The sequence below is a fragment of the Streptomyces sp. NPDC055632 genome, from assembly GCF_053618675.1.
Genome location: NZ_JBSHHY010000010.1, coordinates 17,700 through 31,366, shown reverse-complemented (window position 1 = coordinate 31,366; position 13,667 = coordinate 17,700). Strand labels below are relative to the sequence as shown.

11 protein-coding genes are annotated in these 13,667 nt (G+C 74.2%); 6 read left to right on the top strand and 5 right to left on the bottom strand.

The window, feature by feature from the left end; all coding sequences use genetic code 11:
* The first annotated feature begins 49 nt into the window (after positions 1-49).
* Entirely contained in the window at positions 50-2,308 is a 2,259-nt protein-coding gene (locus ACWGSR_RS15625; RefSeq protein WP_453566832.1) for an ATP-binding protein, read from the top strand.
* A 24-nt stretch (positions 2,309-2,332) separates the two neighbouring features.
* Here the strand turns inward: ACWGSR_RS15625 and ACWGSR_RS15620 are convergent, their stop codons facing one another.
* Positions 2,333-3,328, bottom strand: coding sequence for an alpha/beta hydrolase (locus ACWGSR_RS15620; RefSeq protein ID WP_453566830.1), 996 nt, complete (start codon positions 3,326-3,328; stop codon positions 2,333-2,335).
* Positions 3,329-3,375: 47 nt separating this feature from the next.
* Positions 3,376-4,383, bottom strand: coding sequence for an AraC-like ligand-binding domain-containing protein (locus ACWGSR_RS15615; RefSeq protein WP_453566828.1), 1,008 nt, complete (start codon positions 4,381-4,383; stop codon positions 3,376-3,378).
* A gap of 394 nt (positions 4,384-4,777) precedes the next feature.
* Between ACWGSR_RS15615 and ACWGSR_RS15610 the strand changes: the two genes are divergently transcribed.
* A complete protein-coding gene (locus ACWGSR_RS15610) occupies positions 4,778-5,614 on the top strand; it encodes an alpha/beta fold hydrolase (protein ID WP_376238746.1) in 837 nt (278 codons plus the stop codon).
* 282 nt (positions 5,615-5,896) lie between these two features.
* Positions 5,897-8,152 (top strand): ATP-binding protein, encoded by a 2,256-nt coding sequence (locus tag ACWGSR_RS15605; protein WP_453566825.1) that lies wholly within the window; start codon positions 5,897-5,899, stop codon positions 8,150-8,152.
* Between the two features lie 301 nt (positions 8,153-8,453).
* Here the strand turns inward: ACWGSR_RS15605 and ACWGSR_RS15600 are convergent, their stop codons facing one another.
* Positions 8,454-9,872 carry a DUF2252 domain-containing protein gene (locus ACWGSR_RS15600; RefSeq protein ID WP_453566823.1) on the bottom strand — a complete coding sequence of 473 codons (1,419 nt, stop codon included), beginning with the start codon at positions 9,870-9,872 and terminating at the stop codon, positions 8,454-8,456.
* Positions 9,873-10,261: 389 nt separating this feature from the next.
* Between ACWGSR_RS15600 and ACWGSR_RS15595 the strand changes: the two genes are divergently transcribed.
* The 3 genes from ACWGSR_RS15595 (at position 10,262) to ACWGSR_RS15585 (ending at position 11,397) form a co-directional block, all read left to right on the top strand.
* Positions 10,262-10,732 carry a DUF6325 family protein gene (locus tag ACWGSR_RS15595; protein ID WP_376238738.1) on the top strand — a complete coding sequence of 157 codons (471 nt, stop codon included), beginning with the start codon at positions 10,262-10,264 and terminating at the stop codon, positions 10,730-10,732.
* A 107-nt stretch (positions 10,733-10,839) separates the two neighbouring features.
* On the top strand, positions 10,840-11,118 hold the full coding sequence (locus tag ACWGSR_RS15590) for an SHOCT domain-containing protein (protein WP_376238736.1): 279 nt from the start codon (positions 10,840-10,842) through the stop codon (positions 11,116-11,118).
* 93 nt (positions 11,119-11,211) lie between these two features.
* The gene (locus ACWGSR_RS15585) at positions 11,212-11,397 is read left to right on the top strand and encodes a CsbD family protein (protein ID WP_376238733.1); all 186 of its coding nucleotides are present in this window, start codon (positions 11,212-11,214) and stop codon (positions 11,395-11,397) included.
* Here ACWGSR_RS15585 and ACWGSR_RS15580 read toward each other — a convergent pair.
* Complete coding sequence (locus ACWGSR_RS15580) at positions 11,378-12,751, bottom strand: chloride channel protein (protein WP_453566820.1); 1,374 nt, start codon at positions 12,749-12,751, stop codon at positions 11,378-11,380. The two genes, ACWGSR_RS15585 and ACWGSR_RS15580, sit on opposite strands and share 20 nt — an antisense overlap.
* Before the next feature lie 542 nt (positions 12,752-13,293).
* Positions 13,294-13,482 (bottom strand): hypothetical protein, encoded by a 189-nt coding sequence (locus ACWGSR_RS15575; protein WP_453566818.1) that lies wholly within the window; start codon positions 13,480-13,482, stop codon positions 13,294-13,296.
* Positions 13,483-13,667: the final 185 nt, after the last annotated feature.

The following is a 13,667-nucleotide window of genomic DNA, read 5'->3' as shown; positions in this document are numbered from 1 at the left end:
CCGAACGAGCGCCGTATTCTTCCCCCGGGGGCGGGAGGAACGAGGGGTTGTGTCCGGGGAGAAGCCGTTCGGGGAGGTTCTGCGCGGTCTGCGGCAGCGAGGCCGTCTGACGATCGAGCAGCTGGCCGGGACGTCGGGTGTGAGCGTCCGGGCCATCGGCGACATGGAGCGGGGGCGCAGCCGGGCTCCCCAACGGCGCACGGCGGTGGCACTGGCGGAGGGGCTGGGGCTCGCGGACACGGAGCGGACGGCGCTGCTGGCCGCGGCGCGAGCGGCGCGTCCGGCGCCCGCGGTCGCGGCCGCGGGGTTCGCCGTGCCACCGGTACCCGTCGGGGACTTCACGGGGCGCGAACCGGAGCTGGCCTTCCTGCGGGCGGCGGCCGAACGGGCCCGCGCCCGCGGGGAGGGGCGGGTCTGCGTCGTCTCGGGTCCTCCGGGGTGCGGGAAGACGACGCTGGTGCTGAAGGCGGTGGCGGACCTGGCGCCCGGGTTTCCCGGCGGGTGCTTCATGGTGGACCTCCACGGAGTGGACGGCGCCGTGGACACGGGCGAGGCGCTGCTCCAGCTCCTGAAGGCCCTCGGCGTGTCGGACCGCCGCTTGGCGCAGGAGGATCCACGGGGCCGCGCGGGCCTGCTGCGGGCGCTGCTGGCCGACCGCCGGTGCGTGGTGGTGCTGGACAACGCGCGCGACGAGGGGCAGGTCCGTGCCCTGCTGCCCGCGGGCGGCCGGAGCCTGGTGCTGATCACCAGCCGGCGGCCGCTGACCGGTCTCGAGGACGTCGACCGCCTGGCGCTGTCGGAGATGACGCGGGACGAGGCGGTCGAACTGCTGCGCCGGATCCTGGGCGAGGACCGGGCGGACGCGGAATCCGACGCGGTGGCGCGGGTGGCGGACCTGTGCGGAAGGCTGCCGCTGGCCCTGCGGGTGGCGGCGAACTGGCTGACGGCCCGCTCCGGATGGACCGTCGGCCACCTGGCCCGGCGCCTGGCCGACGAGGAACGCAGACTCGGCGCGCTCGCCGTCGGCGACGTGCGGGTGGAGGCGGCGTTCGAACTGTCCTACCGCCGGCTGACGGACCAGGCCGCCCGGATGCTGCGGCTGCTCGGTCTCGTTCCGGGCCCGGACATGACCGCGGCCTACGGCGCCGCTCTGACCGCGACCGGCGTCTTCGAGGCCGAGGACGTGATGGAGGAGCTGGTCGAGGCCGGTCTGCTGCAGGCCGCCTTCACCGGCCGGTACCAGCTCCACGACCTGATACGGCTGTTCGGCCGCGACCGGCTGTCCCGTGAGGAGGAGCCCGCCGAGCGGGAGGCGGCCGAGGACCGGCTGCGCGCGTGGCTCCTTGAGACGGCCGCGGTCGCCGGCCGCTGGTACGAGCCCGGGTACGGGGCGCCCCCGCCCTCCTGGCAGGGCCCGGTGGCCCTTGAGAGCGCCGAGGAAGCCCATGCCTGGCTCCGGAGCGAAGGCGCCGCCTGGCTCGCCGCGCTGCGCGACGCCGCCCGCAGGGGCGAGCACACCCGGGTCGTGGAGACCGCCTCCGCCATGGAATGGTTCTGCAACCTGTGGGTCCACTGGGGCCACTGGCCCGAGGTCTTCCGCCTGGCCGCGGAGGCCGCCGCCGCGCTGGACGACCCGTACGCGCGGGCCTTCCACCTCAACTGCCTCTCCTGGGCCCTGAACACCTGCGACCAGCGCTACCACGAGGCCGCCGAGCAGGCGGTCGAGGCGCTGGAACACGCCCGCCGCGCGCAGGACGTCCACCAGCAGACCTCGGCCCTGATGCACGAGGCGAGCGCGCACCTGCAACTCGGCGAAGCCCGGAAGGCCGCGGACCGCTCCCTCGCCGCCGTCGCCCTGTCGGAAGAAGCCGGTCACTACGCGGTCTGGCCCCAGGCCGTGCGGCTCCACGGAGCCTCCCTGCGCCTGCTGGGCCGTGCCGAGGAGGCCCTGACCCGGCACATGAGCGTCATGGCCTTCCTCGACGCGCCCGACTGCCCGGTGAGCGGACGGGCCGCCGACATCTTCCGGGCGCGCACGACGCAGGCGCTCGGCCTCGACCACGCCGCGCTGGGACAGTGGAGGCAGGCGTCCGACCACTACCGCAGCGCCCGGATCCAGTCGAACCGCATCGGCATCTTCCACAGGGAGGCCGAGCAGCTGCTCCACCTGGGAGAGGCCCTGACCGCGCTGGGAGAGACCGAGGAGGCCCGCTACTGCCTGCGCCAGATCCTGGAGCTCGGCGACGCCGCGGACGACAAGGAGCTCACGGCCGCACGGAAGCTCCTGGACACGCTCCTCGCCGAGTGAGCGGCACCCGTCCCCGGCGCGGGTTCACCCGGAGTGCCGGTGCAGGGCGACGTGCACGGTGTCGAGCGTCTGGACGAGGGCGGCGCGGGCGGCGTCCGTGTCGCGGAGCGGGTCGAGCACCATGAAACCGTGGACCGTCCCGTGGTAGCGCACGGAGACCACCGGCACGCCGGCCGCGCGGAGCTTCTCCGCGTACGCCTCGCCCTCGTCGCGCAGCACGTCGGCCTCGCCGGTGACCACGAGGGCCGGGGGGAGTCCGGCGAGCTGTTCCGGGGACGCCCGCAGCGGTGACGCGGTGGCCCGGCCTCGTTGCCGCACGTCGGGCAGGTACTGGTCCCAGAACCAGCGCATCGTCTCGCCGGTGAGGAAGTAGCCGTCGGCGAACTCCCGGTACGAGGGGGTGTCGAAGCCCGCGTCGGTGACCGGGCAGAGCAGCACCTGCTGCAGCAGCCGCACCTCTCCCCGCTCCTTGGCGAGCAGGGTCAGCGCCGCCACCAGGTTGCCGCCCGCCGAGTCGCCGACGGCGGCCATCCGGCTGCCGTCCAGACCGATCTCGCCGCCCCGCTCGCAGATCCACTTCGCGACCGCGTAGCACTGCTCGACGGCGATCGGATACCGCGCCTCGGGGGAGCGCTCGTACTCGACGAAGACCACGGCCGCGTCCGTGCCGAGGGCGAACGTCCGCACCAGGCGCCCATGGGTGGCGGCGTCGCCGAGGGCCCAGCCCAGCCCGTGCAGGAACAGCACGACGGGCATCTCGCCGACGCTGCCGGCGGGCCTGACCACCTGCACCCGTACGTGGCCGGTCGGCCCGCCCGGCAGTGCGAACCACTCCGCGGAGGTGTCCTCCTCGTCGAGAGGGTCGGGGGTGCTCCGCGCCTGGAGCCGTACGAGGTCCAGACGAGCCCGTTCCGGGTCCGGGGCGTGGGCCGACGGGGGACAGGAGTGCCGGGCCACGAACGCCCGCGTGGCGCGGTCCAGAACGGGGGGCCGGACGGACGAGGGGGTGAAGTCGGTCACGCACGGTCTCCTGCCGGGAGGGCCTGAAGCGGAAGGGCGGGTTCGCGTCACCGGACGCCTCGTGGCGCGACGCGGAGCGGTGGAGTCGGGCCGGGACCGTCCTGGGCGTTGCGCAGGCCGTGCCATTCACGGGGAGAGACGCCGTAGGCCGCCCGGAAGGCCCGGCTGAAGTGGGCGGGGTTGACGAAGCCCCACCTCTGGGCGACGGCGGACACGGTGGGGGCCGCGCCGCCGCGGCGGGCCAGTTCGCGGCCGCACTCCTCCAGGCGCCGTTGCCTGATGAACCGGCTGACGGTGATCCCCTCGCCTTCGAACAGCCGGTGCAGGTACCGGACCGAGATGCGGTGCTTCCGGGCGATGCGCTCCGGTGACAGGTCCGGGTCGCCCAGATTCCGGTTGATGTGGTCGAGGACGCGCGGCATCAGATGGCTCCGCGCGGCCGCGTCCGTGCCGCCCGGCCGGGCCCGCTCCGTGATCAGGGTGGCGAACAGGTCGACGACGTGGCCGGCCAGCCGGTTCGCGACGGCCGGCGGGTAGCCGTCGGCCGAGGAGGAGGCCAGAGAGGTCAGGAAGGGGGACAGCATCGCGCCGAATCCGTCCCTGGTGCCGATGGCGTTGCCCGTGACCCGCCGGATCTCGCCGTCCGGCACGCCCAGCGCGTGGCGCGGAAGCTGGAAGACGTGTGCGGCGAACCGCCGCGGATAGTCGAAGGAGTACGGGCGGGTCGTGTCGTACACCACCAGGTCGCCCTCGCCCACCTCCGCCCGCCGGCCGTCCTGCGCGAAGGTGGCCGTGCCGGACACCTGGACGGAGACCGCCATCAGCGCCTCGGACGAACCGGCTATCAGTTCCGGCGTGCGGCTGGCCGACTTCGCGTCGGCCTCCACGGTGGCGACCTGAAGGTATCCGAGGCGGTCGGTGGTGATCCGCCCGTCGAACGACCCGTCGCTCCTGGGGACGACGGTCATCGGCACCAGTGTCCTGCTCACCGCGTCGTTCCAGTACGTGACCTTGTCCCGGTCGGGTACGGATGCGGTCGTCAACACGACGCTCAAATTTCTCTCCGGTCGGGGGAAGTGGCTTCGGGGCCGCGACGGGCGGCGACAGGACGCCGCGCGCCCGGTGTACGGCGGCCGGTGCCCGGCAGGGCGGGGCGGGCCGTCGTGCGGCGGGCGAGCGCGCCGGAGCGCGACCGGACCACTTCCGCGGGGCCCGGGGTCCGCCCTCTCCGAACAGCCAATCAGCGGGCCGCGTCCGCCTCCAGGCAGAACCGCAGGCAGGAATGGCGCGGGACGAGAGGGCCGGTGCCGTCGTCGGCCACCGGCTGCGCTCATGGGCAAGACGTCGTGCGTGACGCGACAACAGGCGTCACCGCCCGGGCCGTAGCGTGACGGCGTTCCGTGGCGCACAGAGGCACGGACCAGCTGTTCCGGAGCAGAGGAGAGAACCATGCCGTACATCACCGTGGGCCAGGAGAACACCACCGCCGTCGACCTGTACTACGAGGACCACGGAACCGGGCAGCCGGTCGTCCTCATCCACGGCTTCCCGCTCGACGGCCATTCCTGGGAGCGGCAGAGCGCCGCCCTCCTGAAGGCCGGCCACCGCGTGATCACCTACGACCGCCGCGGATTCGGGCAGTCCTCCCAGCCGACGGCCGGCTACGACTACGACACCTTCGCGGCCGACCTGAACACCGTGATGGAGACCCTCGACCTGAACGACGCCGTCCTCGTCGGCTTCTCCATGGGCACCGGCGAGGTCGCCCGCTACGTGTCCACGTACGGCTCCGCGCGCGTCGCCAAGGTCGCCTTCCTGGCCTCGCTGGAGCCCTGCCTGCTCAAGACCGACGACAACCCGGACGGCGTGGCCCCGAAGGAGTTCTTCGACGGCGTCGTCGCCGCCGTCGAGGCCGACCGCTACGCCTACTACACCGCCTTCTTCGAGGACTTCTACAACCTCGACGAGAACCTGGGCACCCGCATCAGCGAGGAAGCGGTCCGCAACAGCTGGAACACCGCGGCCGGCGGCGGCTCCTTCGCCGCCTCCGCGGCGCCGTCGACCTGGTACACCGACTTCCGCGCCGACATCCCGTCCGTCGACGTGCCCGCCCTGATCCTGCACGGTACGGCCGACCGCATCCTGCCCGTCGAGGGGACCGCGCGTCCCTTCCACAAGGCGCTGCCCGCCGCCGACTACGTCGAGATCGAGGGCGCCCCGCACGGTCTGCTGTGGACCCACGCGGAGGAGGTCAACACCGCCCTCCTCGCCTTCCTGGCGAAGTGACACCCCGCCCGCCGTTCCCCACGGAGTGAGGCGTCGCCGCGCGGCAGCCGGGGGACCGGCCCGGCTGCCGCGGTGGCCGACGCCGGGATTCCGGCTCCACCCCGCCTCCCGCGGCCACCGCCGCGGGCCGCCCCCGTCGGCAGACGCCCGCGCGTCCGGTGCCATGTCACCTTCCTGACCAGGTGGTTTCTCGTCCTCGTCGCCTTCCCGGCGGGGGCTCCTCCGTCTCACCGGCCGCGTGCCGAGGCATATCCTTCGCTTCTGGAAAGAGCAGGGAGAAGCATGTCCGGGGAGATACCGTTCGGGGCCGTTCTGCGTGACCTGCGGCAGCGGGCCCGTCTGACGATGGAGGAGCTGGCCGCGGCGTCGGGCGTGAGTGTCCGGGCGATCGGCGACATGGAACGCGGACGCAGCCGGGTCCCGCAGCGGCGCACGGCGATGGCGCTGGCAGCGGGGCTGGGGCTCTCCGACGCGGCACGAGAGGGCCTGCTCGCGGCGGGCCGGGCCGGGCGTCCCACCCGTGCCGTGGCGGTCGAGGGCACGGCGGTGTTGCCGCGATCGGTCGGGGACTTCACCGGTCGCCGTCACCAACTGGACTGGATCGAGGAGAGGGCCGGACGGACGGGCACCGGTGGCGGCGGGCCGGTGGCGGTCGTCTCGGGTCCCCCGGGGTGCGGCAAGACGACGCTGGCGCTCAAGGCGGCGACGGACCTGGCGGAGGAGTTTCCCGACGGGTGTTTCATGGTGGACCTCCACGGGGTGGACGGAGCCGTCGACCCCGGCGAGGCGCTGCTGAAGCTGCTGAAGGCCCTGGGCGTCTCGGACCGTCGGCTGCGGCAGGAGGGCACGGCCGGGCACGCGGGGCTGCTGCGGGCGCTGCTGGGCGAGCGGCGCTGTCTGGTGGTGCTGGACAACGCGCGCGACGAAGGGCAGGTCGGTCCCCTGCTGCCCGCGGGCGGGCGGAGTCTGGTGCTGGTGACCAGTCGGAGGCCGCTGGCCGGCCTCCGGGGAGTGGACCGGCTGGCGCTGTCGGAGATGACGCGGGACGAGGCGGTCGAACTGCTGCGCCGGATCCTGGGCGAGGACCGGGCGGACGCCGAAGCCGACGCGGTGGCGCGGGTGGCGGAGCTCTGCGGCCGCCTGCCGCTGGCCCTTCGAGTGGCGGGGAACTGGCTGGCGGTCAGGTCCGCGTGGAGCGTCGACCACCTGGTCCGTCGCCTGTCCGACGAGGAGCGCCGTCTGAGCGCGCTCTCCGCGGGCGACGTACGCGTGGAGGCCGCGTTCGCACTCTCCTACCGGGAGCTCACTCCCGAGGCGGCCCGCATGATGCGGCTGCTGAGCCTGGTCCCGGTGCCGGACATGACCGCCGCCTACGGCGCCTCGCTGACGGGCGTCGGCCTCTTCGAGGCCGGGGACGTGATGGAGGAGCTGGTCGAGGCCGGACTCCTCCAGGTCTTCGCCGGCCGCTACCGGCTGCACGACCTGCTGCGGCTGTTCGCCCGCGCCCGCACGGTCCGCGAGGAGAGTCCCGACGAGCGGGAAGCGGCCGAGGAACGCCTCCGGGCCTGGCTGCTGGAGACCACGGTGACGGCAGGCCGCTGGTACAAGCTCAAGTACGGTGCGCCGCCACCCTCCTGGCAGGGCCTGGTGGCCCTGGAGAGCGCAGAGGAGGCCCGGACCTGGATCCAGGGCGAGGCCCCCGCCTGGCTCGCGGCGCTGCGCAGCGCGGCGGACAAGGGCGAACACACCCGGGTCGTGGAGACCGCCGACGCCATGGAATGGTTCTGCGACCTCTGGGTCTTCTGGGGACACTGGTCCGAGGTCTACGAGCTGTCCAGCCGGGCCGCCGCGGCCCTCGACGACCCGGACCTCCAGGCGTTCCACCACAACATGCACGCCTGGGCCCTGATCGAGTGCGACCACCGGTACCGCGAGGCCGTCGAACGCGCCGACGAGGGTCTGCGCTGCGCACGCCGTGCCGGGAACGTGCCCCAGCAGGCGTCCGCCCTGTCGCACGCGGCGGTCGCCCACCGCAAGCTCGGCGAGGCCCGGGCCGCCGCCGACAAGGCCCGCGCCTCCGTCGAACTGTACGAGGAGGCCGACGACCGCGAAGGCTGGTTGGGAGCCATGGTGACCTACGGGTCCACCCTGCGCTTCCTCGGGCGCGTCGAGGAGGCGCAGACGCAGCACCGGCGCGTCATCGCGTTCCTCGACGCCCCCGACCGCCCCGTGAGCGCACACGTGGCCGGCATGACCCGCGCCCACAGCACGTACGCCCTCGGCCTCGACCATGCGCTCCTGGGTCTGTGGAGCGAGGCCGCCGACCACCATCGCGCGGCGGTGGCCCAGTTCCGGCGCATCGACATGCCCCACATGCAGGGGAGCGCACTCGTGGGACTGGGCGAAGCCCTCAAGGAACTGGGAGACGGAGAGGAGGCCCGCACCTGCCTCCGCCGGGTCGTCGAACTCGGCGACGCCGTCGACGGCGTGGTCCTCGGCCGTGCGCGCGAGCTCCTGGACACCCTTCCCGCCGAGTGAGGACCGCGACAGCCGGGCCTCCGGACCTCCGGGACTTTCCCTGCCGAGTGGACCGGGGGAACCGCGGGAGGCGACGCCGCCACGGGGGCGCACAGGAGCCATGTCCGATGTGACTCTTCGGTGCGGTGCTCCTCGGCCCGACGCCCGAACACCCGAGCCGGCGGCTCGTCGGCTCGTCGGCTACGCGGTGCTCAGCCCGACCGTCGTCCGGATGCTGCCGGCGGCCGTCGCGCTCGCCGACCGCTACGGCCGCCGGATCGAGAGGACCACGGCCGGGGGCACGGCAGCATACGACGCCTTCTCAGGCGGCCTCGGCCGGCAGCCGTCCCGCGCCGACGGCGTCCACGAGCGCCCTGTGGTCCCGCTCGTTCTGATCGGCGTAGAGCTCGGCGAACGTCACCAGCGCCCGGTCGAAGACGTCCCCGCCGCCCAGATAGGCGGCGATGGCGACGCGGTCGCCCGACCTGGCGTGGGCGCGGGCCAGCGTCGCGCCGCACAGGGCGCCGAACGTGCGCATGCCCCGCGGCACCATGTCCTCGGCGACGGCGACGCCCTTCCAGTCCCGCAACTGCCGGACGTAGAAGTCCCGCCGCCGGCCGTCCGTCCCCTCGACCCGCTCCCAGCCCAGGAAGATGTCGCTGGTGGCCTGCATCAGCCGCTGCCCGGAGACGACCCGCTCGCCCTGCGTCGCGCACGCGGTGGCCCCGACGTGGGGTGCGAGCACCGACTCGCCGGCCTCCTTGGCCTGGAGGAAGAGCGGGTCCCCGTCGTCCCGCCCCAGCAGGAGCACGATCCAGCAGCGGGTGCCCACGCTGCCGACCCCGACGACCTTGCGCGCCATGTCGGCCACCCGGTACTGCTCGAGGAGGAACCGCCGGTCCGACTGCAGGGTCTTGCCGTACCGCTTGATCAGCCGGCGGAGCTGCCGCTCCGGCCGGTCGCGCCGATCGGCCGGCAGCAGGTCCGCGAGAGGGGTGACGAGCGGCGGATCGGGGGTGATCCGGCGCTCGCCGTCGACGACCCGGGTGAGTTTGTCGAAGACCTGGAGGGTGTCGTGCGAACGCGCCTTGGCGGCGGCCCGCGCCCAGCGCTCGCGGCCCCGGGCCGACAGCTCCGCCCCGAAGTGCTCCCGCACCCACGCCTGGTCGAACCCGGCGTACCAGACGGCCAGGTTGCCGCTGCCGGCGAAGGCGCGCATGCTCTCGCGGTAGGACCGCACGGCGGCCCTCACGATCCCGGCGCGCTCCCCGGTGCCGAAGCCGTTCGCCCGGCCGGCGATGACGAGGCTGGCGGCCAGGCGCTTGACGTCCCACTCCCAGGGGCCCGGCAGCGTCTCGTCGAAGTCGTTGATGTCGAACACGAGACGGCGCTCGGGCGAGGCCAGCAGCCGGAAGTTCAGCATGTGGGCGTCCCCGCACAGCTGGGTGCGGAACCCCGTCCTCGGCGTCTCCGCGAGGTCGGACGCCATGACGGCGGCGGCCCCCCGGTAGAACCGGAACGGCGACTCGGACATCCTTCCGTAGCGGATCGGCACGAGCTCGGGCAGCCGCGTCGCCGACTGCCTCTCGATGATGTCCAGCGGGTCCGGCCGCCGGGGCCCCGGCGCGAACTCCGCGTGGCTCGAACGGGGCACGGCGGCCCGCGCGGCCTTGCCCAGCGCGGCACGCTCCCGAGGAGTGCGGTGCCGCGATCCGCGGCCGTCCATGGGGTTCTCGGTCATGACAGCGGCTCCGGGGGGACGGCTGCTCGCCTCCGCCGACGGGTGACGGCGGCCGTCAAGACGGATGTGGAGGAGGAAGGGACCGCTCCGGCGCGCGGCGGGCCCGGAGCCCGTCGCGGTCACCGCCACGGCCGGGGCCCGCGCCGACGGAAGGGCCGGCGCGCGGGCCTCCTCGTCCAACGTATCCCCGGAGGGGGACCGCGACGACCGGCTCGGTCGCGGGTCGCACCGGCCCGGGAGCCGCCGGATCCCCCGGCACACGCTCCGGCCGCCACCCGGGTGCGCGTACGGGTCCCCGGTGCTGCAATGGAGGGTGACGCGCCACTCGGCCGGTACGGCGCGGGACCACCGGTCACCGGAGGCGGAGGACCGCCCGACGAGGAGCCGCCATGAGCACCGACGACGTTTCCGAGATGGGTCCCATCGACTACCTGGTCCTGGAGTTCCCCGGCAACCGCATGACCGGCGAGGGGTTGTCCCGTCTGCTCGACCTGGTCGACCGGCACGTCATCCGCGTCCTCGACCTGTCCTTCATCCGCAAGGACGCGGACGGCTCCGTCACCGCGCTGGAGATCGCGGACCTGGACGGCGACGGCGAACTCGACCTCGCCGTCTTCGACGGAGCCTCCTCCGGACTGCTCGACGAGGACGACCTGCGGGAGGCCGCCGCCGCTCTGCGGCCGGACAACTCGGCGGGCGTCATCGTGTACGAGAACCTCTGGGCCGCGCCCCTGGCGGCGGCGCTGCGACGTGGCGGCGCCCGCATGGTCGCCGGCGGGCGGATCCCCGCCGAGGCCTTCCTGGCGAGCCTGGAGGCCGTCGAAGCCGAAGAGGGCTCCTCCTCCGCTTCCTCCCCCTGACGACGCCCCGACCCGACGACGCCCCGACCCGACCCGACGACACGACGACCCGACTCCCCGCCCCGAGGACCCGACGCCCCGACGGCCCCGACGACAAGGACCCCGCCATGCCCGGACTTCTGCGCGGCGTCGCCCGTACCGCGGTCATCTCCGGTACGGCCACCGCCGTCTCCAACCGCGTCTCGCGCCGGCAGGCCGGCCGCTGGGCGCAACAGGACGAGCAGCGGTACGCACCTCCGCAGACCCACGAAGCGGCGCAGCCCCCGGCCGCGGTACCGATGGACGCCAAGATCTCCCAGCTGCACGAACTCGGCCGGCTGAGGGACCAGGGAGTGCTCACCGATGAGGAGTTCGAGGCGCAGAAGCGCCGCATCCTCGCATCCTGAAACCGCACGCCCCGTGAACAGGGGCCCTGGGCCGGGGCGGGAACTCCGGGAGCGAGGGCACGGCAAGGGCGGGCAGCGGAAGGAGACCCGGTCATGAGCAGCGCCATGGACAGGGCCAAGGGCAGGATCAAGGAGATCACCGGCAGGATCAGCGGGAACGAGAGGCTCGAGACCGAGGGCAGGACCGATCAGACGAAGGCCAGGGCCCGCGAAGCGTTGAAGGACGTCCGCGAGCGGGCCAGGGGCGTCAGGGACTCGCTCAGGCGGGGCCGCTCCTGACACGCGCCCCGCGCCGACGGCGCGGCGTGAGCGGCGGGCCCGGAGGAAGCAGTTCGGCGACGACGAAGGAGGTCACCGCCGCCAGGATCACCACCGGGATCGTCTCGGAGTTGCCGAGCACCAGGACCACCAGGACCACGCTGCTGACCGGGAGCCGCAGAGCGGCCGCCGAGGCCGCGGCCATGCCCGCGGCGGCGCCGGGGATCACCCCGAGGCCGGGCAGCGGCGCGAGCAGCACGCCCGCGGCCGCGCCCAGGAAGAGCACGGGGAACACCAGTCCGCCGCGGAGGCTGCCCAGGCACAGGGCGTACGCGGCGCCCTTGAACAGCAGGAGGGCGAGGAGCACGCCCACGCTCCAGGCGTGGGGGTCGGCGGCGAGTTCGACCAGCGTGGCCTGACCGGACGAGGCGACCTCCACGGGGGTGCGCCCCGTGACGACCGCGTAGAGGGCGGCGCAGCCTCCGGCGCCGACCGCGCAGACCACCGTCCGTACGAGGGGGGAGGCCGCCACGAAGGCGGCGGTCAGCCGGCCGCCGATGACCACCAGGTGCACCAGCGCGCCGACCCCCGCCGCCAGCACGATCGACCACACCACGTCCCCGGTGTCCAGGCGCGGGGGCGCGGTGGGGAAGTGGGCGGTGAGACCGCCCGTCTCCAGACCGGTCCAGTGTCCGAAGCCGGTGAACACCACGGCCCCGACGCCGCTGGACAGCAGGGCGGGCAGCATGACGACGAACAGCTGCGGACCGCCCACGCCCGCCACCTCGATCAGCAGGACGGCGGCGACGAGGGGGTTGCCGAAGATCGCGGCGATGGCCGCCGCCGCACCGGCCGCACCCAGCAGCGCGGTGCTCTGCGGGGTGGCCGGGGCATGGGCGAGGTGCCGGAAGAGCAGGGCCAGACCGCCGCCGAGCGCGATCAGGGGCGCCTCGGGGCCGAGGACGGCACCGAGCGGCAGGCTCGCGACCGCGGCGACGACGACCCCCGGCAGGGCGGCCGCCGAGGACCCTCCCGCGTGCAGACCGCCGGCGGGGACGTGACCGCCCGCGCCGGGCAGCCGGGTCACCACCAGACCCACGACGACCCCGGCGACGGCGAGCAGCGGCAGCGGCCACCAGGCCGGAGGAGCACCCAGGCCGAGCGCCTTCGGCAGGTCCGCCCACAGCACGTGCTCCAGCTGGTGCAGACCGACGAGGAACCAGAAGGCGGCCAGGGAGACGGGAACGCCGATCAGGGCGCTGAAGAGCAGGGCCTTGAGGTACGCGGGGGTCCGCAGGAGGACCCGCAGCCGGTCGGCCTCCGAGACCTCCCCGGACTCCGGGGCGGACGCCGGAACTGCTTTCGGATCGGTCAACGGATTCCGTCCTTCCGGATCAGGCGGTACGGGCGTCACGGCTCGGGCCGTACGAGCGCCGCGGGGGACCGCTCTGCCGCCCGGGCGGTCCGGAGAAGGACCGCCCTTCCCCGCTCCCGCGCGTACAGGAAGCAGAGGGTCGCGAACAGCGGCGGGAAGAGGGGGATCGCGGTGGTCGGGGCCCCGACGGCGCGCAGCCGGGGGGGCGTGGCGGACGGATGACGCGGACCGCCTGCGGGGCCGGCAGGTTCGGCTCGCGCTCCATACGGCTCTCCTGCGGAACACTTCGCGGTCGGTTGCGCGCGGCGAAGCGCCCGCCGCAAGTCCAGCAAAAGTGCTTCTCCCGGATCGCGCGACCGGAACCGCGCCGGACGCCGCCGTCCGGCAGACGGCGCCTTCACGACGCCGGCGTCGGCGGGGCACTGCGGGGAATCGCGTCGAGAGCCGTCACGGAGAACGGCGTCGCGCTCCGGCCGCTCGACGATCGGCGCAACCGGACCCGGGACGGCTCCTCGCGGCGCGGATGCGGCGTCTATGCGCGTCTACGCGCTCTCGTCGTCCTCGTCGTCCTCGTCGTCCTCGTCGTCCTCGTCGTCCTCGTCGGGCTCCCGCTCGCCCTCGGCCTGGGACGGCGTCGTGCGTTCGGGCTGGACGTCCCGGCGGCCCCGCTCTTCCGAAGGGGTGTCGTCGGTGCGCTCGCCCTCCGCCTGTGACGGGGTGCTCTCCTGCATGGATCCGCTCCTTTCCCGGTGGTGTCCACGGACGCGCGGCCCGAAGCCGAAGCGCCGCTCCGCGCGGAGCACCACCCCCTTCAGCATCCCCCGGCCCCGCCCCGGCGGCAGAAGTCGGCCGTGGATCGCGGTGGCGAGCGGTCCGTCCCCGGCGGGCCGGGACGGCTCCGGTGTTACGAACGCGT

Coding starts and splice junctions, on each gene's coding strand:
- ACWGSR_RS15575 (WP_453566818.1), bottom strand. CDS start 13,482: ATGCAGGAGAGCACCCCGTCACAGGCGGAGGGCGAGCGCACCGACGAC.
- ACWGSR_RS15590 (WP_376238736.1), top strand. CDS start 10,840: ATGCCCGGACTTCTGCGCGGCGTCGCCCGTACCGCGGTCATCTCCGGT.
- ACWGSR_RS15605 (WP_453566825.1), top strand. CDS start 5,897: ATGTCCGGGGAGATACCGTTCGGGGCCGTTCTGCGTGACCTGCGGCAG.
- ACWGSR_RS15585 (WP_376238733.1), top strand. CDS start 11,212: ATGAGCAGCGCCATGGACAGGGCCAAGGGCAGGATCAAGGAGATCACC.
- ACWGSR_RS15610 (WP_376238746.1), top strand. CDS start 4,778: ATGCCGTACATCACCGTGGGCCAGGAGAACACCACCGCCGTCGACCTG.
- ACWGSR_RS15595 (WP_376238738.1), top strand. CDS start 10,262: ATGAGCACCGACGACGTTTCCGAGATGGGTCCCATCGACTACCTGGTC.
- ACWGSR_RS15600 (WP_453566823.1), bottom strand. CDS start 9,872: ATGACCGAGAACCCCATGGACGGCCGCGGATCGCGGCACCGCACTCCT.